General features: G+C 68.1%; 15 protein-coding genes and 2 rRNA genes (1 of these 17 running past the window's edge). 5 read left to right on the top strand and 12 right to left on the bottom strand.

Going from position 1 to position 25,627, the window contains the following annotated elements; genetic code table 11:
• Together AC1PMG_RS00800 and rrf are read left to right on the top strand one after the other, a co-directional pair.
• Positions 1-2,742 (top strand): 23S ribosomal RNA (locus AC1PMG_RS00800) (it extends 138 nt beyond the left edge of the window).
• A 152-nt stretch (positions 2,743-2,894) separates the two neighbouring features.
• Positions 2,895-3,009: ribosomal RNA gene (rrf, locus tag AC1PMG_RS00805) — 5S ribosomal RNA — on the top strand.
• A 382-nt stretch (positions 3,010-3,391) separates the two neighbouring features.
• Here the strand turns inward: rrf and AC1PMG_RS00810 are convergent.
• The 9 genes from AC1PMG_RS00810 to AC1PMG_RS00850 all read right to left on the bottom strand — a co-directional run bounded on the left by AC1PMG_RS00810 (position 3,392) and on the right by AC1PMG_RS00850 (position 18,624).
• Complete coding sequence (locus AC1PMG_RS00810; protein ID WP_481110301.1) at positions 3,392-4,492, bottom strand: alginate lyase family protein; 1,101 nt, start codon at positions 4,490-4,492, stop codon at positions 3,392-3,394.
• A 399-nt stretch (positions 4,493-4,891) separates the two neighbouring features.
• A complete protein-coding gene (locus AC1PMG_RS00815; RefSeq protein WP_481110302.1) occupies positions 4,892-6,247 on the bottom strand; it encodes a substrate-binding domain-containing protein in 1,356 nt (451 codons plus the stop codon).
• 151 nt (positions 6,248-6,398) lie between these two features.
• The gene (locus AC1PMG_RS00820) at positions 6,399-7,274 is read right to left on the bottom strand and encodes a methylglyoxal synthase (protein WP_481110303.1); all 876 of its coding nucleotides are present in this window, start codon (positions 7,272-7,274) and stop codon (positions 6,399-6,401) included.
• Positions 7,275-7,381: 107 nt separating this feature from the next.
• Positions 7,382-8,437: a glycoside hydrolase family 5 protein gene (locus tag AC1PMG_RS00825; RefSeq protein ID WP_481110304.1), complete on the bottom strand. Its 1,056-nt coding sequence runs from the start codon at positions 8,435-8,437 to the stop codon at positions 7,382-7,384.
• Positions 8,438-8,813: 376 nt separating this feature from the next.
• Positions 8,814-9,866: a glycoside hydrolase family 5 protein gene (locus AC1PMG_RS00830; RefSeq protein ID WP_481110305.1), complete on the bottom strand. Its 1,053-nt coding sequence runs from the start codon at positions 9,864-9,866 to the stop codon at positions 8,814-8,816.
• Positions 9,867-10,136: 270 nt separating this feature from the next.
• The gene (locus AC1PMG_RS00835) at positions 10,137-11,195 is read right to left on the bottom strand and encodes a glycoside hydrolase family 5 protein (protein ID WP_481110306.1); all 1,059 of its coding nucleotides are present in this window, start codon (positions 11,193-11,195) and stop codon (positions 10,137-10,139) included.
• A gap of 555 nt (positions 11,196-11,750) precedes the next feature.
• Positions 11,751-13,241: an FAD-dependent oxidoreductase gene (locus AC1PMG_RS00840; RefSeq protein WP_481110307.1), complete on the bottom strand. Its 1,491-nt coding sequence runs from the start codon at positions 13,239-13,241 to the stop codon at positions 11,751-11,753.
• A gap of 208 nt (positions 13,242-13,449) precedes the next feature.
• Positions 13,450-17,907 carry a glutamate synthase large subunit gene (gene gltB, locus AC1PMG_RS00845; RefSeq protein WP_481110308.1) on the bottom strand — a complete coding sequence of 1,486 codons (4,458 nt, stop codon included), beginning with the start codon at positions 17,905-17,907 and terminating at the stop codon, positions 13,450-13,452.
• A gap of 321 nt (positions 17,908-18,228) precedes the next feature.
• Positions 18,229-18,624: an I78 family peptidase inhibitor gene (locus AC1PMG_RS00850; protein ID WP_481110309.1), complete on the bottom strand. Its 396-nt coding sequence runs from the start codon at positions 18,622-18,624 to the stop codon at positions 18,229-18,231.
• A 392-nt stretch (positions 18,625-19,016) separates the two neighbouring features.
• Between AC1PMG_RS00850 and AC1PMG_RS00855 the strand changes: the two genes are divergently transcribed.
• Positions 19,017-20,246 carry a DNA topoisomerase IB gene (locus AC1PMG_RS00855; protein WP_481110310.1) on the top strand — a complete coding sequence of 410 codons (1,230 nt, stop codon included), beginning with the start codon at positions 19,017-19,019 and terminating at the stop codon, positions 20,244-20,246.
• A 45-nt stretch (positions 20,247-20,291) separates the two neighbouring features.
• On the opposite strand, the gene AC1PMG_RS00860 is transcribed toward AC1PMG_RS00855, so the two are convergent.
• Positions 20,292-20,648 (bottom strand): hypothetical protein, encoded by a 357-nt coding sequence (locus tag AC1PMG_RS00860; protein ID WP_048491675.1) that lies wholly within the window; start codon positions 20,646-20,648, stop codon positions 20,292-20,294.
• A 138-nt stretch (positions 20,649-20,786) separates the two neighbouring features.
• Between AC1PMG_RS00860 and AC1PMG_RS00865 the strand changes: the two genes are divergently transcribed.
• The gene (locus AC1PMG_RS00865) at positions 20,787-21,020 is read left to right on the top strand and encodes a hypothetical protein (protein WP_010342266.1); all 234 of its coding nucleotides are present in this window, start codon (positions 20,787-20,789) and stop codon (positions 21,018-21,020) included.
• 71 nt (positions 21,021-21,091) lie between these two features.
• Positions 21,092-22,123 carry an SDR family oxidoreductase gene (locus tag AC1PMG_RS00870; protein WP_481110311.1) on the top strand — a complete coding sequence of 344 codons (1,032 nt, stop codon included), beginning with the start codon at positions 21,092-21,094 and terminating at the stop codon, positions 22,121-22,123.
• Positions 22,124-22,755: 632 nt separating this feature from the next.
• On the opposite strand, the gene ligD is transcribed toward AC1PMG_RS00870, so the two are convergent.
• Positions 22,756-25,410 carry a DNA ligase D gene (gene ligD, locus AC1PMG_RS00875; RefSeq protein ID WP_481110312.1) on the bottom strand — a complete coding sequence of 885 codons (2,655 nt, stop codon included), beginning with the start codon at positions 25,408-25,410 and terminating at the stop codon, positions 22,756-22,758.
• 19 nt (positions 25,411-25,429) lie between these two features.
• On the bottom strand, positions 25,430-25,606 hold the full coding sequence (locus AC1PMG_RS00880) for a DUF3606 domain-containing protein (protein WP_209030360.1): 177 nt from the start codon (positions 25,604-25,606) through the stop codon (positions 25,430-25,432).
• Positions 25,607-25,627 lie beyond the last annotated feature (21 nt).

Here is a 25,627-nt window from a genome sequence, read left to right on the forward strand (position 1 = left end):
GCAGTATCCTGCAGTGAATACATAGCTGCTGGAAGCGAACCCGGTGAACTGAAATATCTAAGTAACCGGAGGAAAAGAAATCAACCGAGATTCCCTAAGTAGTGACGAGCGAACGGGGACTAGCCCTTAAGCTGGTATGGTTTTAGAAAAACAACCTGGAAAGGTTGGCCATAGAAGGTGATAGCCCTGTATTTGAAAGGGCCATACCAGTGAAGACGAGTAGGGCGGGGCACGTGAAACCCTGTCTGAACATGGGGGGACCATCCTCCAAGGCTAAATACTCCTGACCGACCGATAGTGAACCAGTACCGTGAGGGAAAGGCGAAAAGAACCCCGGAGAGGGGAGTGAAATAGATCCTGAAACCGTGTGCGTACAAGCAGTAGGAGCTCGCAAGAGTGACTGCGTACCTTTTGTATAATGGGTCAGCGACTTACTGTTCGTGGCAAGCTTAACCGTATAGGGGAGGCGAAGGGAAACCGAGTCTGATAAGGGCGCATAGTCGCGGGCAGTAGACCCGAAACCGGGTGATCTAGTCATGCCCAGGGTGAAGGTCAGGTAACACTGACTGGAGGCCCGAACCCACTCCCGTTGCAAAGGTAGGGGATGAGGTGTGATTAGGAGTGAAAAGCTAATCGAACCCGGAGATAGCTGGTTCTCCTCGAAAGCTATTTAGGTAGCGCCTCATATGTATCCTCTCGGGGGTAGAGCACTGTTATGGCTAGGGGGTCATCGCGACTTACCAAACCATTGCAAACTCCGAATACCGAGACGGACTGTATGGGAGACACACGGCGGGTGCTAACGTCCGTCGTGAAAAGGGAAACAACCCAGACCCACAGCTAAGGTCCCAAATTCACTGCTAAGTGGAAAACGATGTGGAAAGGCATAGACAGCCAGGAGGTTGGCTTAGAAGCAGCCACCCTTTAAAGAAAGCGTAATAGCTCACTGGTCGAGTCGGTCTGCGCGGAAGATTTAACGGGGCTAAGCAGTGAACCGAAGCTTGGGGTGCATCGCGATAAGCGATGCGCGGTAGAGGAGCGTTCCGTAAGCCTGCGAAGGTGGATTGAGAAGTCTGCTGGAGGTATCGGAAGTGCGAATGCTGACATGAGTAACGACAATGCGGGTGAAAAACCCGCACGCCGAAAGCCCAAGGTTTCCTTGCGCAACGTTAATCGGCGCAGGGTGAGTCGGCCCCTAAGGCGAGGGCGAAAGCCGTAGTCGATGGGAAGCAGGTTAATATTCCTGCACCTCGCGTAAGTGCGATGGAGGGACGGAGAAGGTTAGGTGTACCGGGCGTTGGTTGTCCCGGGGAAAGGCGGTAGGTTTGGATCTTTGGCAAATCCGGGATCCTTTAAGACCGAGCACCGAGACGAGTCTTTTAGACGAAGTCACTGATACCACGCTTCCAGGAAAAGCTCCTAAGCTTCAGCTTACGCAGACCGTACCGTAAACCGACACAGGTGGGTAGGATGAGAATTCTCAGGCGCTTGAGAGAACTCGGGTGAAGGAACTAGGCAACATGGCACCGTAACTTCGGGAGAAGGTGCACCCTTTTTGGTGGCTCGTGCGAGCTATAGCTGAAGAGGGTCGCAGAAACCAGGCCGCTGCGACTGTTTATCAAAAACACAGCACTCTGCAAACACGAAAGTGGACGTATAGGGTGTGACGCCTGCCCGGTGCTGGAAGGTTAATTGATGGGGTCAGCCGCAAGGCGAAGCTCTTGATCGAAGCCCCAGTAAACGGCGGCCGTAACTATAACGGTCCTAAGGTAGCGAAATTCCTTGTCGGGTAAGTTCCGACCTGCACGAATGGCGTAACGACAGCGGCGCTGTCTCCACCCGAGACTCAGTGAAATTGAAATCGCTGTGAAGATGCAGCGTTCCCGTGGCAAGACGGAAAGACCCCGTGAACCTTTACTATAGCTTTACACTGAACGTTGAGTTCGTCTGTGTAGGATAGGTGGGAGGCTATGAAACTGTGGCGCTAGCTGCAGTGGAGCCATCCTTGAAATACCACCCTGTCGTGCTTGACGTTCTAACCTAGGTCCGTAATCCGGATCGGGGACCGTGTATGGTGGGTAGTTTGACTGGGGCGGTCTCCTCCTAAAGAGTAACGGAGGAGCACGAAGGTACGCTCAGCGCGGTCGGACATCGCGCACTGTGTGCAAAGGCATAAGCGTGCTTGACTGCAAGATCGACGGATCAAGCAGGTACGAAAGTAGGTCTTAGTGATCCGGTGGTTCTGTATGGAAGGGCCATCGCTCAACGGATAAAAGGTACTCCGGGGATAACAGGCTGATACCGCCCAAGAGTTCATATCGACGGCGGTGTTTGGCACCTCGATGTCGGCTCATCACATCCTGGGGCTGTAGTCGGTCCCAAGGGTATGGCTGTTCGCCATTTAAAGTGGTACGCGAGCTGGGTTCAGAACGTCGTGAGACAGTTCGGTCCCTATCTGCCATGGGCGTTGGAGATTTGAGAGGGGCTGCTCCTAGTACGAGAGGACCGGAGTGGACGAACCTCTGGTGTTCCGGTTGTCACGCCAGTGGCATTGCCGGGTAGCTATGTTCGGAAGCGATAACCGCTGAAAGCATCTAAGCGGGAAGCGCGCCTCAAGATGAGATCTCCCGGGACACAAGTCCCCTAAAGGAACCATGTAGACTACGTGGTTGATAGGTCAGGTGTGTAAGTGCAGCAATGCATTGAGCTAACTGATACTAATGATCCGTGCGGCTTGACCATATAACCTCAAGATGCTTCCTCGAAGCATCCCTTAGCGCGACAACACGTCGATCGCTCTCACTCGCTCGCTACATCACACCCCATGAGAGGCTGGCGCCTGCCGTCCTCGGTCACACGACCGATCGACCGCATGGCGACACTCCAACCGTCTCCCTGGTGAAATTAGCGCTGTGGAACCACCCGATCCCATCCCGAACTCGGAAGTGAAACGCAGCTGCGCCGATGGTAGTGTGGCTCAAGCCATGCGAGAGTAGGTCATCGCCAGGGGCTTTACCCCAAATCCCCGTCCCACAAGGACGGGGATTTTTTATTGCGTGCGAAAAACCAAAGCAACGCGAGCAGGCGATCGAGGACGGGCGAAACCTCGCGACTACATGTCACGCAGGCACTGCGCGCCCCGATCCTCACCCCAACCCATCTCCCGGGGGGAGAGGGGCTCGGTTCTCCCTTCTCCCGTCGGGAACGGCCCCCTTTGCGGGGAGAGGTGCCCCGAAGGGGCGGATGAGGCCAAACCGCGCGACCATCTCCCGCGTCGCCGTGCCGCGCGATGAGATGCGCGATGGCTCGAATCGAGACCTGTCGCGTCGCGGACCCTCCGTGATGCCGTGGCTGAGCACCGGCATTCCGATGCCGGCGGAGTCGACGGGAGCTAGCGCGGTAAATCGGGCAATGTGCTGATTGCCAGGCGCCAGGGTGGCGTCCCGTGTCCGAGTTGCTGCGCCAGTTGCGCGCAGGCCGGATCGTAGGCCGCAGCAAGCACCAGCAGCGATTCCGCCCCCTCCGCGGCATACGGCGTGCCGATCACGTGACCGGCTTCGCCGTTGTCCGAGCGCGCCTTGTCGAACGGCACCTGGCTGCCAACGAACTCGGCATGGCTGCGCTCGCCGCGAAGATACGGCAGCAGCCAGTCGACGCTGCGCGCCAGCGATGCGCCGTTCGGCGCGCGCCAGTGGTACAGATCCTCACCGCGCTCGGAGAACAGCAGTGCCAGCGTCACCAGCGGACGCAGGTCGTAGACGTGGTAGGACAGCGCATCGCGCTCGACGAAATCGATGCTGCGCCCATCGGGCAGCAGGTTGTCGGCGATCTGCTGGCGAAAGCCGGTGCGGGCGTAGTCCAGCAGCCGGGCGTCGTCGAGCGCGGCGCCGATCATGCCCACGGTCTTCAGGCGGTGACTGTGCCAGTTGTTGGTGGCGGTCTTGCGCTTGAGATCGCGCGAGCCGATTTCGGCGTCGGCGATCTTTCGCATCCATGCATCGATGGCGTGGCCCTGCGCGTCTGGAAGCGCCGGGCGGACGATGCGATAAGCGAAGATCGCCGGTTCGAGTCCGGTTTCGTCGATCGGGTTGCCGTTGGGCACATTGCGTGCGGCCCATTGCGCAAGTTGATCGCCGACGGCCAGCGCGTCTGCGCGCTCGCCCTGCAGGGCGAAGCGCAGCGCCAACGCTTGGATGCGCGGCATGTCGCCCAAGCTGGCTTCGGTCGCTGTCTTCACCGGATCGCCATGCAGGCGGCCGCCGGTGCTCAGATTCTCGAGCGGATGCGCGCCCTGCGTGCGTGCCGTCTCGGCCAGCCGGGCCTGCGCCGCCTCGACCTCGCGCCAGGCCGGGTCGGTGGCAGCCGACGCGTGCAACTGTTGCCATTGTGCTGCGGTCGGCCACAGCCGCTGCACCGCGCCGGCGGACGCGCTGTGCGTGAGCACGAGTCCGGCAAGCACCACGCCGAGAATGGCGTGCGATGAGCGAAGCATGGCGATCTCCGGAAGCGCTGGCGAGGGTGTCGGGCGACTGTAGGCGCGATGCGGTGAACGCCGGATGGCCCGAGTCCGGGAGCACGGTCGCCAGCATGCGCTCGCCGGTGCGCGGATGGCGACTGGTCTTATCGGCGCCAGCGCGGCGTCACGCGCGCGCGGCTGGCAATGCCTGACAACGCGCTAACCCCCCATCTTCCGCTGGCGAGGGCGCTTCGCGCTCCGGACCCTCACCCCAACCCCTCTCCCGATGGGAGAGGGGCTTTGGTCTTTCCTTTTCCCCTGAAGGCCATGGCCCTTTTCGGGGAAAGGTGCCGCGAAGGGGCGGCTGAGGATACGGACGATGTCGCATCGCGTCGGTGTGCACAACCGGCTGCGTCCACCCTCCAAAGCACTGCCTTATCGCGCCCGGTCCAGCAACCACAGTTCGACGCGCTCGTTGCGCGCCTTGGCCGCGGCGTCTTCGCCGCCGATCAGCGGACGCAGTGCGCCGAGACCGCGGACGCGCTCCACCGCGACGCCGCGTTGCACCAGATACGCGGCGACCACGTCGGCGCGGTCGTTGCTGGCGATGGTCGGGTACAGGCGGTTGGCGCTGTCCGGCGTGGCGAAGCCGATCACCGCCAGGGCGCGGCCGTGCATCGCCGGCTGTTGCATGAAGGCGACCAGCCGGTCGAGATCCTGGGCGCTGCGCGCTTCGTACATGCCATTGAGCGACTGCAGGCTGAAACGCAGCGTGGTGGTCAGGCGCCGGGCGCCGGTGCTGGCCTGCACATAGCTAGCGTCCGCGCGGGCAGCGGTGGTGCCGCTCTGCGGCGTGGCCGGATCGACGTCGATCGCCATGGAAATCGGGCCAAGCCGGCGCACCAGCTGTTGCGCCTGCGGTCCGAGGGCGTACAGGGCCAGGCTGCGACCGAGCGCCGACATCATCTGGCCGCCGTACAGGCTGTAGCGCTGGACCAAGGGGTAGTCCTCGCCGCGTACGGCAGCCGCCGTCGGGAGCACCGCGATACCGCCGTCGGCGATGGCCAGCGCACGTGTGCCGGCCGGCACCGGTGTGGTCAACCCGACGATCGCCAGTGCGTCGGGATGGCCGACGATGGCGCGTGCCGCCTCGGCCAGGTCGGCATGCAGGACGTTCCCCGGCGTGCGCAGCGCCGGCAGCGCCAGGCGTTCGCGCAGGAAGTCGTCGAGACCGCCGGGGATGGCACTGCGGTGCAGTGCGATCGGCAGGTCCGCGCCGCCGAGTTGCGACCAGCGCGTGGTCCGGCCGCTCAGGATGTCGCGCAGCTGCACGACGCTCAGCGTGGCGATGGGGTTGTCGGCAGACACCAAGACCCGTGCGCCGTCCAGGGCCACGACGAACTGCTGGTCGGGCGAGGCCAGGTCGCCGAGCTGCCAGGCGGCCTCGCGTTCGCGCGCATCGGGCTGACGCGCCAGCATCGCCAGCTCGGCGTCGCCATGCACCAGGTCGGCGATGCCGGCGGCCGAGCCGGTGCCGGCGATCTCGACCACCAGTGGCGCATCGTCGCGCACCGCGGCGATCTCCAGCGTCGTCGTATCGACGCGACGACGTTGCAGCTGTCGGTAGCCCATGCTCTGCAGCCAGGCTTCCACCAGCGCCGGCATCAGCCGCGCGCCGAGGCTGTTGGAGCCGTGCACGCGCAGGCGCTCGGCCGGTTGCGCGGACGCGGACGGCAGCGCGCACAGCGCTGCTGCGCCGAGCAGCAGCAGGCGCAGGGTGAAACGCAACATGGGATCCCCCCTGGGATCTGGACAGGCGCGGCAGTGTTGGGGATCGGCGTGACATCGCAGTGACTGTGCGCATGGTCACGCACGGCAACGCGGCGTCGCGGCGTGTCCTGTCAGCGGTCCGCGCGCGACGCGATCGCGCGCGTCGAAAACCTCAGGCCGGTCCGAGCCGGCGTTCGGCGGCCTGCGCCCAGCGTGCGGCAATCGCCGGCGAGGTGATGCACACGGCGCTGTCGGTGACCGTGGTGACCGCGCGTTCCAGCAATTGGATGTCGGCTTCGTGCTGCCGCGCGACATGCGGATCCTCGAAGAAGATCGCGCGGTGGCAGCGCCGTTCCAGCACGCGATCGGCGATCTGCGCGTCGCCGCCCATCGGGCCGCTCTGGTAGCGGTGCACCCACGCCTCGCCCTGCGGCCAGCCGCGACTCCAGGCCAGTTCGTTGAGCCGCTGCCCGGTGGTGCCGGTGGCCACGCGCTCGGCGAAACGCGACAGCAGATCGAAATGTTCGCTGGCGAAGGCCAGCATCTGCGGTTTCATCGCATCGTGCGCGATCAGCGCCAGGGTCTGCCGCCGCAGCGCATACAGGTCGTCGGCGCCGGCATCGGCCGCCAGCCCGGCGTGGACGCGCTCCATCTCCACCCAATCGCGGGCGCTGGCCACGGTGGAAATGAACGGCTTGCCGTGGATCACGCACTGGCGCTTGAGTGCGATCGCCTCGGGGAAGATCGAGGACGGGTCGACCGGATCGATCAGGTAGATGGCGCCGTCGAGGGTCCGTTCGGCGCCTTCCAGTCCGACGACTTCCGCCACCAGCTTCATCAGTCCGCCCTCGCGGCCGAACGGGTAGCGCTTGAGGCCGGCATGGCCGGCCAGCAGGCCGGCCCGGATGATCGCCTCGTGGGTGCGACCGACCGCGTGCAGGCCGAGCTGCAGTTCGCGGATGCCGGCCTCGCTGGCGCGCAGCCAGCGGAACAGCGCGGCATCCTTGCCCTGGTGGTGCAGTCGGTTGGCGGCCAGGCCCAGGCGCATGCGTCGATCCCTGCGGAAGAGGTGCGACAGTCTGCGCCCGATCACGGTGTCGACTCAATCGCTGTGCGATCGCCGCGCCGCTGCTGCGGGTGCCGGCGCTGCCGCTGTCACTGCGTGACCTGCTGCGCGCGCACCGCCAGCACGTCCATCTGCGGCTTGTCGGCGCCGCTCTTGTCCGGCTGCAGGTTGAACGCGTAGTCGCTGCGCCACCACGCGCCGCCGGCCCAGGCGGTCCAGCCCAGCCAGACGTCGCCGTTGTCGTGGACGTAGCCGAGCATGGTGTCGAGCGCCGCCAGGCAGGTGGGATCGCTGCTGCCGCCGAACTCGCCGAGGAAGCCGCGATAGCCGTTGGCGCGCAGCCATTGGGTGAACCCTTGCAGGCGTTCCGCACCGATGCTGGTGCTGACGCAGGCGGCGCTGGTGCCGGAAGAGTCGGGATCCAGGTACTGATGCACTTCGAACGCCAGGTTGCCGGCGGGGTCGTGGACCGTCAGCAAGCCCTGCGCGTTGGACACGCCGTACCAGGTGCTGTTCCAGCTGTGCGCGCCGCTGAAGGCGGTGCCGGGCACCAGGATCAGGTTGTCGGCGCCGGTGCCACGGATCGCATCGATCGACGCCTGGGCGATGGCCGCCCAATCGCCGGAGGCGAGGCCATTGGGCTCGTTCATCAGCCCGAATGCCACGCTGGCGTCGTTGCCGAACACCAGCGCCAGGCGCCGCCACAGATCGGCCAGCGCCGCCGCCGGCACCGCGTCGCCGCCGATGCGCACGCCGCCGTACTTGGCGTAGTTGTGCACGTCCAGGATCAGTTGCAGGTTGTAGCGCCCGGCGCGTTCGACCGCGGTGCGCAGCGCGTCGAGTTGCGCGGTGTCGAGCGGACCGTTGGCCTGCGGCTGCAGCCGCTCCCACAGGAACGGCAGGCGCACGATGTTCATGCCCTGCGCCGCGGTGTACGCATAGTCGGCGTCGGTGGGATACACATAGTCCTTGAACAGCACGCCGGGCTTCTTCGCCGAGTTGAACTCGGCACCGGCCAGGTTGATGCCGGCATAGCGCAGCGTCTGCTGGGCGTTTGCGAACGGCGCGCAGGCGGCCAGGAGCAGGCACAGCGCGGCGCGCTGCCGCCATTGCGGGGAGCGGAAAAAACGGGAATTGCGTGGCATGACGGATCCTTCGTGGGGAAAGAGCGGCAGGCGCCGCCGCGATGCGGCGTGCGCGGCCGTGCACCACGCTGCAACCGCCATGCCAGAGCGAACGAGGTCATCGGAAATATGCGACGCATTGCACGTCGCACGTCATGCAGGCACCTTCAATCACCTGCTTGCGTACAACCCGGCGGATGCACGTTGCTCTGTAGGAGCGGCTCAAGCCGCGATGGCGCGTGCCCAGGCAAGGCCCGTTGCCGTTGAGCCCGCGAAAGGGCACGCGCGCCGCTCGCAGAACACGCCCCGACGTGACGAGAGGAGCCTATTTGTCGGCACGCCTCAGCGTTGTTCCGCATGGCGCTGCGCACGTGCATTGCCTTCGGCTGCGCCGCGCTCAGCGCGTGATGCGCTGCGCCCAGGGCGCGAGGATCGCCATCTGCGGACGGTCGTGGCCGTCGGCGTCAGGTTGCACGTTGAACGGATAGTCGGCGCGCCACCAAGCGCCGCCGGCCCAGTAGCTCCAGCCCAGCCACAGCGTCGGGTGCTGCGCGATGTCGGCCAGCATGCCGTCCAGCGCGCGCCGGCAGGTGGGATTGTCGGCGGCAGCGAATTCGCCGAGAAAGCCGAGATGGCCGGTCTGCTGCAGCCAGTCGGTGAAGGCGCGCAGGCGTTGGACGCCGATGTCGTCGCTCACGCAGACCGGGCTGGTGCCGCTGGAATCGGCGTCCAGGTACTGGTGCACTTCGATCGCCACGCGCTGCAGCGGGTCGTGCAGCGTGGCCAGCGCGCTGGCGTTCGAGGTGCCGTCCACCGGCGTGTACCAGCTATGCGCGCCGGTCAACAGCGCGCCCGGCACCAGGATCAGGTTGCTGGCGCCGGTGGCGCGGATCGCATCGACCGCGGCCTGCGCGGCGGTGGCCCACGCGGCCGGGCTGATGCCGTGCGGCTCGTTCATCAGCCCGAACACCACCGCATTGTCGCTGCCGTAGGCGCGTGCCAGACGCTGCCACAGGTCGACGAAGGCGGCGACCGGCAGGCCGCTGCTGCCGATGAGGCGGCCGTCGTGGCGTGCGTAGTTGTGGATGTCCACGATCACGTACATGCCCTGCGCCTTGGCCTGCTGCACGGCGTCGTCGATCAACGCCAGTTGCGCGGCGTCGAGCGGGCCGCGCGGTTGCGGTTGCAGGCGTTCCCAGCGCACCGGCAGGCGCAGCAGGTTCATGCCCTTGCCGGCGAAGTAGGTGTAGTCGCTGCTGCGCGGATAGGTGTAGTCGACACCGACGACGCCGGGAATCTTCGACGGCGCGATCTCGGCGCCGGACAGGTTGACGCCGGCCAAACGCAGCGCCTCCTGTGCCTGCAGCGACGACAGCGGAACGGATAGGCACAGCAGCAGCGCGGCACGCCAGGCGTGCCGCGACCGCCGCCGCAAAGTGCGCGCGATCATGGTGCGTCTCCTTCGGCATCAGAGGGGAACCCGGCGGAGGGAGATGCCAGGCCGGGCTGATGACTACGGTGTGCGGACACCGTAGTGCATTGCCGAGGACGAAGCGATGCGCTGCGTGCGCGCATGCATGGATCTGTGCGGCGATTGGCAGCGCGAACCGGTACTGGATCGCGCTGCATGCGCTGTGCCGGCGTGCGCGCCGCGGACGCGATACGCCCTACTGCCGTGATGTGCGAGGCGTTGCCGGCACGCGGCGCCGGCAGCGACGGCTCACTTCTTGCCGGTGATCTCGCGGGCATGCTTGGACAGGATCTCCATCTGCGGCTTCTCGCTGCCGTCCTTGCCGGGCTGCACGTTGAACGGATAGTCGGGCTTCCACCACGCGCCGGCCGCCCACCAGGTCCAACCGAGAATCACGTCGTCGTTCTTCTGCATGTAGCCGAGCATGTTCTCCAGCGCCTGATTGCAGGTGGGCGTATTCGCGGTGGCGAACTCGCCGATGAAGCCGACCTTCTTGTTCTCGCGCAACCAGCTGACGAACCCGGCCAGCTTCTCGGCGCCGGCGGTGGCGCTGACGCACTCGCCCTTGGTGCCGCTGTTGTCGCGGTCCAGGTACTGGTGCGCTTCGAACGCCATGCGGTTGCGCGGATCCTTGAGCGGCTGCAGGGCAACCGCGTTCGGCGTGCCGTAGGCGGTGCTGCGCCAGCTGTGCGCGCCGGTGTAGGCGGTGCCCGGCACCAGGATCAGGTTGTTGGCGCCGGCCTTGCGGATGGCGTCGATCGCCGCCTGCGCCGCGCTGGCCCAGTCGGTCGAGGACACGGCATTGGGCTCGTTCATCAGCCCGAAGATGACGTTGTCGTCGCCCTTGAACTCCTTGGCCAGGCGCCGCCACAGGTCGGCGAACACGTCGTCCGGGGCGCCGGCGCTGCCGACCAGCGCGCCGTCGTACTTGGCGTAGTTGTGCGGGTCCAGGATCAGGTACAGATGGTTGGCCTTGGCCTGCTCCACTGCCTTCTTCAACAGCGCCAGTTGCGCCTGGTCGAACTCGCCCTTGGCGGTGGGCTGCAGGCGCTCCCACAGGAACGGCAGGCGGATGGTGTTCATGCCCTTGCTGGCGAAGTAGCTGTAGTCGCTGGCGGTCGGGTAGGTGTAGTCCTTGTACAGCACACCGGGCTTCTTGCCGGAGTTGAACTCGGCGCCGGACAGGTTGACGCCGGCGTACTTGAGCACGCTGCGGCCTTCGGCGGCGGCGTTGCAGGCGACGGTGGCGAGCAGCAGCGCCAGCGGCAGGGAACGCCAGCGCGGGGAACACGACGAGGAAAGCGGCATGGGGGAGCTTCCTGGAGTGAGGGGAGGCGCCGTCCGCGTCGGGGGAGCGCGGAGCGGCAGGCGCAAGCGTGCAAGGATCGCCCCCGTGATCGCCAGCCTGCACGCACCCGTGTTAGCCCGGCATTCACCTGGCACGGACACGCTGCGCGCGGACGTCGGCGGCGTCACATCAGGTGCGTGGTGCAGCCGGCAGCAGCGGCGTGATCGAGGTCGCGGCCATGCGTCCATCGCCGGCGCGACAGGTTGGGCGCGCGCAGCGAAGGAGGAGCGGTAGAGAAGGTGTACGTGCGCCGCAGCGGTGGTGGCGTTGGTGAAGGCGATCGCTGCCGGCGGCGGCGTTACCGAGGCGGTAGCGTGCGACGAGGTCCCTGCCGAGGCCAGCGCAGCCACTGGCGACGTTGCTGGAGCCCGGCCGCTCCAGGCGTCCTCGACTTTCGAATGCAGGGCGCAGCGATTCGGCGATGCGGTCGAAAGCCACATCGCCCAGTCGAGCAGGTTGTGCCGCCGCCGTCGCCGCCGAACTAACCGAACGCTGCAGGAGCCTCGCAGCGTCGCTCAGGCCGCAGCCTGAGTCGTCACCGGCAGGCGGTTGCCGATCCATTCGGCGATGCTGGCTGCCGCGTCGCGGCCTTCGGCCACCGCGGTCACCACCAGGTCGGCGCCGCGTACCGCGTCGCCGCCAGCGAACAGTTTCGGGTTGGTGGTCTGGTACGGCAGGCGGCCGCTGCCGTCGGGCTCGCTGCCGCCGGCGAGGATGCGGCCGTTGGCGGTACCTTCCACGCCTTGCGCCGCCAGCCACTCCGGCACGCTAGGCGAGAAGCCGAAGGCGATGATGACCACGTCCGCGTCCAGCAGCGACTCGCTGCCTTCCACCGGCACCGCGGCCTGGCGCCCGCGTGCATCCGGCTCGCCGAGCCGGGTCTGCACCACGCGTACGCCGGCCAGGTTGCCGGCGGCGTCGGCTTCCACCGCCAGCGGCTGGCGGTTGAACAGGAAGCGCACGCCTTCCTCGCGCGCATTGGCCACCTCGCGCGCCGAGCCGGGCATGTTGGCCTCGTCGCGGCGGTAGGCGCAGGTGACCTTGGCCGCGCCCAGGCGGATCGCGCTGCGCACGCAGTCCATGCCGGTGTCGCCGCCGCCCAGCACCACCACGCGCTTGCCGCTCAAGTCGGGCAGCGCGATCTTGTCTTCCCAGCCGGCGATCGGCCGGCCCCAGGGATCGTTGCCGCCGACGATGCGGCTGTTCTGCACCAGGAACGGCAGCGCCGGCAGCACGCCGGGCAGGTCCTGGCCGGGGAGGCCGCCGTCGGTGTAGCGGTAGGCGCCGGTGCCCAGGAACACCGCGTCGTATTCGCCAAGCAATTGCTCCAGGCTCACGTCGCGGCCGATCTCCACGCCCAGGCGGAACTGCACGCCCATGCCTTCGAGCACTTCGCGGCGCTTGCCGATCACGCTCTTGTCCAGCTTGAAGCTGGGGATGCCGAACTGCAGCAGGCCGCCGATCTGCTCGTAGCGGTCGTAGACCACCGCCTGGATGCCGGCGCGGGCCAGGCGGTCGGCGCAGCTCAGCCCGGCCGGGCCGGCGCCGATCACCGCCACGCGCTTGCCGGTGGGCTCGACCTGGCTCAGGTCCGGGCGCCAGCCGTTGTTGAGCGCGGTATCGACGATGTACTTCTCGACCGCGCCGATGGTGACCGCGCCGAATTCCTCCAGCGTGCAGCTGCCTTCGCACAGGCGGTCCTGCGGGCACACCCGGCCGCACACTTCCGGCAGCGGGTTGGTGCTGTGGCACAGCGCCGCGGCTTCTTCGATGCGGTTTTCCTGCACCAGCTGCAGCCACTGCGGGATGGCGTTGTGCACCGGGCACTTCCAGCTGCAGTACGGGTTGCCGCAATCCAGGCAGCGCCCGGCCTGGTACTGCGCGTCGGCCTTGTCGAACTTGCCGTACAGCTCGTTCCAGTCGCCGGAGGTGCGCAGTTCCACCGGAATGCGTTGCGGCATCTGCCGGGGCAGGTCGAGGAACTGGAAGGCGTGCTTGCGGCTCATAAAAGAATCCGTGGCGTAATCCCTTCTCCCACCGGGAGAAGGTGCCCCGAAGGGGCGGATGAGGGTACGGGGTGCGCGTTGCGTGGGGATTCGGGATTGGGGATTCGGGATTCGAAAAAGCGGGGGACTGGTGTCGGATCCGATGCGGGATTGCTTTTGCCAATCCCGAATCCCGACTCCCCAATCCCGTCGCTGCGACGTGCCGCCATCAGGCGGCTCGGCGCAGCGATTCGGTCAACGACTCGATGCTCGCGGCCTTCGGTTTGACCAGCCAGAACTTGCCGACGTAGTCGCGGAACTCGTCGAGGATCTGCTGCGCCCAGATGCTGCCGGTCAGTTCGCGGTGGCGGCTGATCAGCTTGTGCAGGTGCTGGCGGTGGCTCTCGAAGCCTTCGGCGGAGATGCGGTGGATGTCGATCAGTTCGTGGTTGTAGCGGTCGACGAAGTCGCGGTCCACGTCGAGCACGTAGGCCAGGCCGCCGGTGAAGCCGGCGCCGAAGTTCAGGCCGACCTTGCCCAGCACCAGCACGATGCCGTCGGTCATGTACTCGCAGCAGTGGTCGCCGGCGCCCTCGATCACCGCCAGCGCGCCGGAGTTGCGCACCGCGAAGCGTTCGCCGGCGCGGCCGGCGGCGTACAGCTCGCCACCGGTGGCGCCGTACAGGCAGGTGTTGCCGATGATCGCGGTGCTGCGCGCCTCGAAGCGCGCGCCGCGCGGCGGACGCACCACCAGGCGGCCGCCGGCCATGCCCTTGCCGACGTAGTCGTTGGCCTCGCCTTCCAGCTCCAGGTGCAGACCGCCGGCGTTGAACGCGCCGAAGCTCTGCCCGGCCGAGCCGCGGAAGCGCAGGGTCAGCGGCGCATCGTCCATGCCGTGGTTGCCGTGGACGCGGGCGATGGCGCCGGACAGGCGCGCGCCGATCGAACGGTCGGTGTTGTGGATCAGGAAGCGATGGTCGCCGCCGCGCTTGTGCGCGATGGCGTCGGCGAGCAGGCCGTCCATCTGCGTGGCCAGGCTGTCCGGCGATTCGTACAGGCGCTGCGCGACGCAGTGGCCGCCGTCGTGACGCACGTCCTTGAGCAGCCGCGACAGGTCCACGCGCACGCCTTCGCGCGGCGAGATGTCCAGTTGCTGCAGCAGTTCGGTGCGGCCGACGATCTCGTCCAGCGAGCGCACGCCCAGGTACGACAGCCACTGCCGCACTTCCTCGGCCAGCAGCCGGAAGAAGTTCTCCACGCGCTCGGGTAGGCCGACGAAGTGGTTGGCGCGCAGGCGCTCGTCCTGGGTGGCCACGCCGGTGGCGCAGTTGTTGAGGTGGCAGATGCGCAGGTACTTGCAGCCGAGCACGATCATCGGCCCGGTGCCGAAGCCGAAGCTGTCCGCGCCCAGGATCGCCGCCTTGACCACGTCCAGGCCGGTCTTCAGGCCGCCGTCGGTCTGCAGGATGGTGCGCGCGCGCAGGTCGTTGGCGACCAGCGCCTGGTGCGACTCGGCCACGCCCAGTTCCCACGGCACGCCGGCGTAGCGGATCGAGCTGACCGGGCTGGCGCCGGTGCCGCCGTCGTGGCCGGACACGGTGATCAGGTCGGCGCCGGCCTTGACCACGCCGGCGGCGATGGTGCCGACGCCGGCATGGCTGACCAGCTTGACCGACACCAGCGCGCTCGGATTGACCTGCTTGAGGTCGTAGATCAGCTGCGCGAGGTCTTCGATCGAATAGATGTCGTGGTGCGGCGGCGGCGAGATCAGGCCGATGCCCGGCTTGGCGTAGCGCAGCCGCGCGATCAGTTCGTTGACCTTGTGCCCGGGCAACTGGCCGCCTTCGCCGGGCTTGGCGCCCTGCGCGACCTTGATCTGCAGCACCTCGGCGTTGACCAGGTATTCGGGGGTGACGCCGAAGCGGCCGGAGGCCACCTGCTTGATCTTGGAGCGCTTCTCGGTGCCGTAGCGCGCCGGGTCTTCGCCGCCTTCGCCGGAATTGCTGCGCCCGCCGAGGCGGTTCATCGCGATCGCCAGCGCCTCGTGCGCCTCCGGCGACAGCGCGCCGAGGCTGATCGCGGCGGTGTCGAAGCGGCGCAGCAGGTCTTCGGCCGGCGCCACCTCGTCCAGCGGCGTCGGCGTCTCGGCGCGCTTGAGCTGCAGCAGGTCGCGCAGGGCCGAGGCCGGGCGCCCGTGCACCGCGGCGGCGTAGGCGTCCCAGTCGGCCTGCAGGCCGCTGCGGGTGGCGCGCTGCAGGGTCAGCACCACGTCCGGGTTGTACATGTGGTACTCGCCGCCGTGCACGTACTTGAGCAGGCCGCCCACTTCCGGCTTGAGCAGGTCGTTCCAGGCGCGCGCGGCCAGTTGCCGCGCCTCGGTGTCCAGCCGCGCCAGGCCGACGCCGCCGATGCGCGCGGCGGTGTCCGGGAAGCACAATGCCACCACGTCCGGATCCAGCCCGACGATCTCGAACAGCTGCGCGCCGCGGTAGCTGGCGATGGTGCAGATGCCCATCTTGGAGATGATCTTGGACAGGCCCTTGTAGATGCCCTTGCGGTACTTGCGGCCGATCTGGGTCTGCTCGCCACCGCTCTTGAGCAGCAGGATGCCGCGCCGGCCCAGGTCGAACAGGGTCTGGTAGGCCAGGTACGGATACACCGCGGTGGCGCCGAAGCCGAGCAGGCAGGCCATGTGGTGCGGGTCGCGCGCGGTGCCGGTCTCGATGATCAGGTTGACGTCGCAGCGCAGGCCCACGCGCGAGAGGTGGTGGTGCACCGCGCCGGTGGCCAGCAGCGCATGCGCCATCGGCCGTTCCGGCACCGGGTAGCGGTCGGTCAGCAGCAGCATGACCTTGCCGTCGCGCGCGGCCTGTTCGGCCTCGGCGCAGATGCGCTTGAGCCCGGCTTCCAGGCCTTCCTCGACGCTGTAGGACAGGTCGATCTGCGCGTTGCGGGTCAAGTACTGCGGCATCTTCAGCAACTGCCGCAGCTTGCGCTGGCTGAGCACCGGCGAGTTGAGGATGACGTGGTTCACCGTCTCCGGGCCGGCATGGAAGATGTTGGTCTCCTTGCCGAGCTGGGTGGTCAGCGACATCACGCAGTCTTCCCGCAGCGGGTCGATCGGCGGGTTGGTGACCTGCGCGAAGGCCTGGCGGAAGTAGTCGTACAGCGGCCGGGTGTGGCGGCTGAGCACCGCCATCGGGGTGTCGTCGCCCATCGAGCCGGTGGCTTCCTGCTCGGTCTCGGCCAGCGGCCGCAGCACCTGCTCCACTTCCTCGGTGCTGAGCTGGAACAGCTTGTGGTAGCTGCGCAGGGTGCGCTCGTCGAACGGCTCCTCGACCAGCGAGGGATCGATCAGTTCGGTCTGCAGGTAGGTCACGCCCTGCTGCAGCCATTGCTTGTACGGGGCGCGGCCGCGGTTGATGCGGTCGATGGCGTCCGAATCGAGCAGGTCGCCGCGCTTGAGGTCGATGGCCATCATCTCGCCGGGGCCGAGCTTGCCCTTGCGGGTGACGCGCTCGGCCGGCAGTTCCCACACGCCGGCTTCGGAGGCCACCAGGAAATGCCGGTCGGAGGTCAGCATCCAGCGCGCCGGGCGCAGGCCGTTGCGGTCGAGCATGCACGCGGCGTAGCGGCCGTCGCAGGCGACGATGCCGGCCGGGCCGTCCCACGGCTCGGTGTTGAGCCCGTAGAACTCGTAGAACGCGGCCAGGTCGGCGTCCTTGAACTCCAGCGACTGCGTGGCCGGCGGCACCAGGATGCGCAGCGCCTGCAGCAGGTCCATGCCGCCGGCGACCAGCAGTTCGAGCATGTTGTCCAGGCTCTGCGAATCGGAGCCATGCATCGAGATCACCGGGTCCAGCTCGGCGATGTCGAAACGCGGGGTCTTCCACACCTTGCTACGCGCCTGCGCCCAGTGCCGGTTGCCCTCGATGGTGTTGATCTCGCCGTTGTGCGCGAGCAGGCGGAACGGATGCGCCAGCGGCCAGCGCGGCAGCGTGTTGGTGGAGAAGCGCTGGTGGAACACGATGGCGCTGGAGGCCAGGTCGTTGCGCTGCAGGTCCGGATAGAACGTGCTGAGCTTGTCCGGCAGCACCATGCCCTTGTAGCTGATGCCGTTGGGCGAGAGCGTGGTGACGTAGAAATCGGCGACCTCGCGCAGGCGCTGCTCGGCGCGGCGGCGCGCCAGGAACAGGGCCAGGGCGAACGCGTCTTCACTCTGCTCGGCGCCGGCGTCGACGAACACCTGCTCGATGCGCGGCAGGGTGTCCTTGGCCAGTTGCCCGCACACCGCATCGTCGGTGGGGGTGAGGCGCCAGCCGCACGGTTGCACGTCGACGCGGCGCAGTTCTTCTTCCAGCACCTGGCGGCAGCGTGCGGCGGCGTCGGCATCGTCGCGCGGCAGGAACACGTTGCCGGCAGCGAAGCGCGCGCCGACCGCGATGCCGGCCTCGCGCGCCAGCGCGCGCAGGAACGGCTCGGGTTTGCGGATCAGCAGGCCGCAGCCGTCGCCGGTGAGGCCGTCGGCGGCGACGCCGCCGCGATGGGTCATGCGCGACAGCGCGGCGATGGCGGTATCCACCAGCGCCCGCGAAGGTTGGTCGTCGAGTTGCGCGACCATGCCGAAACCACAGGCATCGCGCTCGTCTTGGGGGTCGTAGAGCCCGTGGCGGTTGCGGGGGGCCATGTCTGCCTCTGAAAGCGATCCGAAGGAACGCGGCGACACTCGCCCCCGCTCTGTCCTGGAGCGCTTCTTGAGGTCACCGGAATCCCGACTAAAACATAGTTGGTGCGGTGCCGCAATACACCGTTACACCTGCAACTTCAGCGCTGGGGGCGGCGCTGCCGTCGCCACCGCGCCGGGGCTCCTGACGGCGCCCCAGCGCCTGCCGGTGTGCGTCCCGGGACTGCGTCATTGCCCGGTCATGGACAGACGTCCACTCCCTCGCGCTTCCCTGCCCCGGGCACGCGCAAGGGCGGCGCGACCCGCCCGGGAATGGGGGACAGGCTAGCCGCAGCGCACGCCGGTGATCTGGTTCTTCTCGTCGACCTCGATGTTGAGCCGTTCGCCGTTGAACTCCATGGTCACCGCCTGGTTCGGCTTGAGCACGCGCGCGGTCTTGGCGCCGGCATCGCTGCGCGCCTGGTCCAGCAGCGTCGGCGCGAAGGTCTGGCCGACCAGGCCCTGCGCCTGCGAGGCATCGCAGGTGCCCACCGGCGGGGCGTCCGGCGCGTTGGCCGGGTCCGGCGCGGCGGCCTGCTGCGCGGCTGCCTGCGCCTTGGCGCTCACCTGTTCCTGCTCGTCCGGCGGCGGCGCGCCGCAGGCGGCCAGGGCCAGCGCCAGGCAGGCCGTGCCGAGCAGGCCGACACGCGTGGACGCACGGGAGGAAAGGAGGTTGCTCATCGGGGCTCCTATGGCTGGAGGGAAGATGGGGTGAAGCATAGAACGTGTGATGCGCTTTGCGTTGCCGTCGTCTCGCCGGGCGACGGCAGGCGCCGGCGCGGGCAGGTTTCCGGTGGCGACAGGATCGGACACCGCGCGTTCGCCAGGCGTTAACCGCCACGCCGACACGCCTCGTGGGAATGGCTTGAGCCGCGACGAGTGACGTCCGAGGCGCGCTGACAGCGTCACGCGTCGGGACTGACGTCCCTCCCACACGGACTGCAGCACTTCCGCAGCGGTGGACCGACATGCCGCACGCGCAATCGCTCACGCGGCCTAGCCGCGGCACTGCCGACAATCGATGCTCGTGGAACCGGCGGCGCGGGCCGCGGTTCCGGCTTTTCGGAGGTCCGATGTCCAACGCGTCCCGTTCCACCGCCGCGGCCGAGGCGGCGCGTGCCCGCCAGTCCCGCCAGGCCGCCAGCAGCGCCGGCCTGGTCTATGTCAGCGATCAGGAGCCGGGTATCGTCCGCCGCCGCGCCGGCAAGGGCTTCGGTTACCGCCTGCCGGACGGTAGCGCGGTGCGCGATGCCGCCACTCTGCAGCGCATCCGCCAGCTGGCGATCCCGCCGGCCTACACCGAGGTGTGGATCTGCACGCGCGACAACGGCCATCTGCAGGCCACCGGCCGCGACGCGCGCCGGCGCAAGCAGTACCGCTACCACGCCGACTGGGCGCAGGTGCGTGGCGATGGCAAGTTCGAGCGCATCGTCGCCTTCGGCCAGGCCCTGCCGCGGCTGCGCCGGCGCCTGCGCCGCGACATGGCCCTGCCCGGCTACCCGCGCGACAAGGTGCTGGCGATGGTGGTGGCGCTGATGGCCGAGACCCTGGTGCGCGTGGGCAATGCCGAGTACGCGCGCAGCAACCGCTCCTACGGCCTGACCACGCTGCGCAACCGCCACCTGGCCTTCGTGAAGGGCGGCCGCGCGCGGTTGCAGTTCCGCGGCAAGGGCGGCCAGGAGCACGACATCGAGGTCGACGACGTGCACCTGGTCAAGCTGATCCGTGGCTGCCAGCAATTGCCGGGGCAGGCGCTGTTCCAGTACCGCGACGACGACGGCCAGCTGCAGCCGGTGGATTCGGGCGAGGTCAACGACTACCTGCGCGAGGCGATGGGCGAGAGCTTCACCGCCAAGGACTTCCGCACCTGGGGCGGCACCCGCGCCGCGCTGCAGCGGCTGGCCGCGCTGCCGCTGCCGGACACGGGCGGCGAACGCGCGCTGGCGCAGGCGCAGAACGCCGTGATCCGCGAGGTGGCCGAGGCGCTGGGCAATACCCCGGCGGTGTGCCGCAAGGCCTACATCGACCCGTGCGTGTTCGACGGCTGGCGCTGCGGGCGCCTGCACGGACTATGCGAGGGCGTGCGCGGCGAACGGCAGTGGGACCTGATCACGCTGAAGTACCTGGGCCGGGCACGCACCGCGGCACGCAAGGCGGCCAAGGCCGCCGGGCGCAGCGCGGCCAAGGCACCGCCGCTGCGCAAGGGTGCGCGTGCTGCGCGCAAGGGCGCTGCGGCGGGCGCGCAGGGCAGCGGTACGCGCGCCAAGCGCAAGACCGCAGTTCCCACACGCAAGCGCGCCTGAGCACCGCGCCGCCGCGGGCGCGGCGGGCGGGCCCGGCGACGCGGATCAGCCGCAATACACGGTGGTGATGTTGTTGGTCGGGCCGATCTCGACGGTCAGGCGGTCGCCGCCGGTCTCGCGCGCGCCGCGGTTGGCGCTGTCCACGCCGCTGGAGGTGGCGCCGTTGTCGCTGACGCTGCTCCTCACCACCTGCACCTTGAGGCTGTCGCTGTCGACGCGGGCGCGTTCGACGGTCATGCGCGAGGCGGCCAGGCCGACGGCGCCGCGCACCTTGTCGATATGGCACTGGCCGGAGATGACCCCGTCGATCGGCTGCACCTGCGCCACCTGGGTGGTGCTGCAGGCGCCGAGCAACAGCACGGCGGCGAACGGGGCGAGGCGGGCGAGCGGGTGGCGGATCATGGGGCGTCTCCTTCGATCGATGGCGCGAGCCTGTCGCGGTGCATGTTTGCGCCGCATGAAGACAGCGCGCCGCGGTTTCACCGTTCGTGGCCGTCGACGGGGCCAGACTCGGGATTCCCCCAGCAACCGGAGCCGATCATGGCCACCTGCGATGTCTGCGGAAACGACTACGACCAGGCCTTCACCCTGACCCAGGGCGCACGCAGCGGTACCTTCGATTCGTTCGAGTGCGCGATCCACGCCTTCGCCCCGCGCTGCAGCCATTGCGAGTGCCGCATCGTCGGCCACGGCGTGCAGGCCGGCGAGCGCATGTTCTGCTGCGCGCACTGCGCCCAGCACGCCGGCGTCAGCGGTCTCGCCGACCGCGCCTGAGCGGCGCCCCTTTTTTCCTCTCGAGGAGGGCTGCGCGACTGCGTCCTTCTCCCGCATCCGGAGTATTGCCGATGGCCTCCCGCAAGCGTCCTGCCGCCACCAAGTCCGCCCCGTCCAAGCGCAGCAGCGCCTCGTCGTCCAGCGCCAAGACCGTGCAGCAGCAACGCGCGCTGCAGCGCGCGGTCGATGCCGCCGACGCCAAGCCCAAGCCCAAGCGCGCCAAGCCGGGCGACGCCGGCCAGGCCGGGCCGCGCAAGCAGCCGCAGCGCATGCCCAGGCAGCACCTGGCCAAGCCTGGCAACGAGCACGAACTGGCGCTGCAGCCGCGCTTCGAGGCGCCGGAGTATGTGGGCAGCGGCAAGCTGCGCGGCATGAGCGCGATCGTGACCGGCGCCGACTCGGGCATCGGTCGCGCGGTGGCGGTGCTGTTCGCGCGCGAGGGTGCGGATGTGGCGGTGCTGTACCTGGACGAACACGAGGATGCGCAGGTCACCCGCCAGCACGTGGAGAACGAAGGCCGCCGCTGCATCACCATCGCCGGCGACGTGAAGGATCCGGCGTTCTGCGAGGACGCGGTGGCGCAGACCGTGCGCGCCTTCGGCGGGCTCGACGTGCTGGTCAACAACGCCGCCTTCCAGTTGCACTGCAATGCGCTGGAGGACCTGAGCGAGGAGCACCTGCAGGAGACCTTGCAGACCAACATCGCCGGCTATTTCCACATGGCGCGCGCGGCGTTGCCGCATCTCAAGCGCGGCTCGGCGATCGTCAACAGCGGTTCTGAGACCGGGTTGTTCGGCAGCAAGTCGCTGCTGGATTATTCGGCGACCAAGGGCGCGATCCATGCCTTCACCATGGCCCTGGCTAGCCAGTTGCAGCCGCGCGGCATCCGCGTCAACGCGGTCGCGCCGGGGCCGGTGTGGACGCCGCTCAATCCCGCCGACAAGCCGGCGGAGGACGTGGCCGAATTCGGCAAGCAGAACCCGATGGGACGCCCGGCGCAGCCGGAGGAACTGTCGCCGGCGTACGTGTTCCTGGCTTCGCCGATCACCGCCAGCTACATCAATGGCGCGATCCTGCCGGTGATGGGTGGGCCGACGGGCTAGTGGGTGAGTGGGTTGGCGGGTGAGTTGGCTGGCGGTCGGACCCTCACCCCAACCCCTCTCCCGGGGGGAGAGGGGCGTTGATTCCCTTCTCCCCTCGGGACCATGGCCCCCTTTTTGGGGGAAGGTGCCCCGCAGGGGCGGATGAGGGTATGCGTGGCTCGCGATCAATGTCAGCGAGTCGCTACGCGCCGACCCTCACCCCAACCCCTCTCCCGGCGGGAGAGGGGCTTTTGACTCCCTTCTCCCCTCGGGAGAAGGTGCCCCGCAGGGGCGGATGAGGGTGCGGGTCGCTCGCGCTCAATGTCAGCGAGTCGCTACGCGCCGACCCTCACCCCAACCCCTCTCCCGGCGGGAGAGGGGCTTTTGACTCCCTTCTCCCCTCGGGAGAAGGTGCCCCGCAGGGGCGGATGAGGGTGCGGGTCGCTCGCGCTCAATGTCAGCGAGTCGCTACGCGCCGACCCTCACCCCAACCCCTCTCCCGGCGGGAGAGGGGCTTTGATTCCCTTCTCCCCTCGGGAGAAGGTGCCCCGCAGGGGCGGATGAGGGTACGGGTCGCTCGCGCTCAATGTCAGCGAGTCGCTTCGCGCCGGACCCTCACCCCAACCCCTCTCCCGCAGGGAGAGGGGCTTTGCTCACTCCGCTTCGGCCCAGCGCGCCAGGTTCTGCTTCAGCGCATCGATGCCGGCCCAGGGATCCTTGCGTCGCCGTTTCAGCTTGGCCGGGACGTCGCGCAGCTTGAAGGCGTCGGCGCGGTGCAGCCTGGACAGGTCGCTCCAGGCCAGCGGCATCGCCACCGGCGCGCCGGCGCGGGCGCGCAGCGAGTACGAGGCCACGGCGGTGGCGCCGCGACCGTTGCGCAGGTAGTCGACGAAGATGCGCTGGTTGCGCAGGCGCTTGCTGGCGGTGGCGAGGAAGCGGTCCGGTTGCGACTGCGCCAGCGCGTCGGCGAAGCCATGGGCGAAGCGCTTGGTCAGGTCCCAGTCGCAACCCGGCGCCAGCGGCACCACCACGTGCAGGCCCTTGCCGCCGGACGCGCGCAGGAACGACTCCAGCTCCAGTTGCGCGAGCAGTTTGCGGATGTCGGTGGCCGCGCGCTTGACCTCGGCGAAGGGCACGTCCGGGCCTGGATCCAGGTCGAACACCACGCGGTCGGCCACGTCCGGGCGCTGTGCCTTGGCGCCCCAGGGATGGAATTCCAGGGCGTTGAACTGCACCAGTTCGAGCAGCCCTGCCGCGTCCTCGACCACCAGATATTCGGCCTGGGTGCCGCTCTCTTCCTTCAGCTTCACCGACGACACTAGCTCGAGCCCGGCGGTGTGGTGTTTCTGGAAGAAACAGGCGCGCTCGGCGCCGGCCGGGCAGCGGATGATCGACAGCGGGCGGCCGGCGATCTCCGGCAGCAGGTGGTCCATCACCGCGCTGTAGTAGTCCCAGACCTCGCGCTTGGTCGCGCCGATGTCGGGGAAGACCACGCGGCCGGGGCTGGACAGCGTCGGCGGCGTGCGCGTGCTGTCGGCGCTCGCGACACCTCGCTTGCGCCGCGTGGCAGGGCCTGGCTTCGTGTCGGCCGTTTTCGCACCCTTCGCCGCTTTCGTCGTCTTCACCGTCTTGGTCGCTTTGGCCGTCTTGTCCGTCTTGGCTTTCCTGGCAGGCGGCGTTGCGCGCGCGGCTGCTGCACGCGGTGCCGGTGCGTCGCGATCGCCCAGGTCGGCGATGTCCTTGTCGGGCCGCACCGCCTTCAACGAGGCCTGGCGCAGCAACTGCTGTCCGCCGACGCCGCGGTAGAACACTTCCACCACGAAGCGCGGCGCGAACCAGCGCGCGCTGCGCAGGTCGGTGTCGGTGGTGGGCACGTGCACGCTGGGCGTGGTGCTGCCGGCCTTGCCGATCAGTGCGGTCAGCTCGCGCAGCAAGGCGTCTGAGAAACCGGAGCCCACGCGCCCGACATACAGCCAGCCGTGCTCGGGATCCGGTCGCGCCAACAGCAGCGAACCGAAGCCGCTGCGGCTGCCTTTGGGCGCGGTGTAGCCGACCACCGCGAACTCGTCCGAGCGCAATTGCTTGGTCTTGCGCCAGTCGTCGCTGCGGCCGCCGTGGTAGCCGCGGTCGGCGCGCTTGGAGACGATGCCTTCGAAGTGCTGCGCGCCGGCGAGCTGGAACGCGGCGTCGCCATCGCCGTCGATGTGCGAGCTGAAGGCCAGGTGCGCATCGGCGCCCTGCAGCAGCCGCTGCAGCAGCGCCTTGCGCTCGGACAGCGGCACGGCGGCGATGTCGATGCCGTCCAGGTGCAGCAGGTCGAACAAGGCCAGCGCGAGCTTTCCCTGGCGTTCGCCGGACAGCACCGCCTGCAGCAGGTTGAAGTCCTCCTTGGTCCCCTTGCCGGCGATCAGTTCGCCATCCAGCGCTGCCGAGCGCAGGCCCAGCGCGGCGATGGCATCGCGGATCTCGGGAATCTTGTCGGTCCACTCGATCGCGTTGCGCGACCACAGCCGCACCACGCCGTCGGCGACGGTGGCCAGGATCCGGTAGCCGTCCCACTTGATCTCGTGGATCCAGTGCGCGCCCTGCGGCGGCGCGTCGCCGAGCCGGGCCAGTTGTGCGGTGAACGGCCCGTCCGGCGCCGCGGCCGGCACCGCGCCCGGCAGCGCCTGGGCCAGCCTGGCCCAGTTGGTGCGGCGGCCCTTGCGTACCGGTGCGGCGACGACCGTGGCCTTGCGTTTGTCGGGTTTGCCGGCGCCGGCGCGCTTCACGTCCTGCGCCGGCGCCGCGGTGACATCGGCCAGCAGGTCGTCCGCCTCCAGGTCGCTGGCGAAGGCGTCGTCCTCCTTGAACAGCAGCCACTGCGGTTGCCGCGCCGGCTTGCCCGAGCGAACCAGGTGCCAGCCGCCCTTGAGCTTGTCGCCGAACAGTTCGAAGCGCAGATGGCCCTTGGCCAGCTGCGCCTCCGGATCGTCCGCGCTGCTCCACACGCCGTGATCGAACTGGGCCACATGCCCACCGCCATACTCGCCTTGTGGGATCTCGCCCTCGAACGTCGCGTAGTCCAGCGGATGGTCTTCCACTTCCACCGCCATGCGCTTGACCTTGGGATCGTAGCTCGGCCCTTTCGGCACCGCCCAGCTCTTCAGCGCATCGCCGACCTGCAGGCGGAAATCGTAATGGCGGCGGCTGGCGTGGTGCAGCTGGACGACGAAGATCGGCCGCTGTCCTGCCGGCACCGGCTTGCCCGGCTCCGGCTCGCGGGTCTTGTCGAAGCGGCGCTTGCGGCGGTAGTCGGCGAGGCTCATGGCGCGGGTCTGGCCCGCGTCACTTGCGCAGGTGCGCGCGGACCGCCGCGGCGCTGCTGCCCACCGCCTGTACCGCCGCGCGCAATTCGTCGGCGGTCACGCCCAACGCTTGCGTCCAGTAGCGCACTTCGTAGTCTTCGTGGAGATTGATGCGGTCGCGATCGGGCGAACCGGTGTTGCGGGTGTCGTCGCTCATGCCGATGTCCTGTCCATAAGC

It is taken from the genome of Xanthomonas sp. NCPPB 2250, assembly GCF_056725265.1.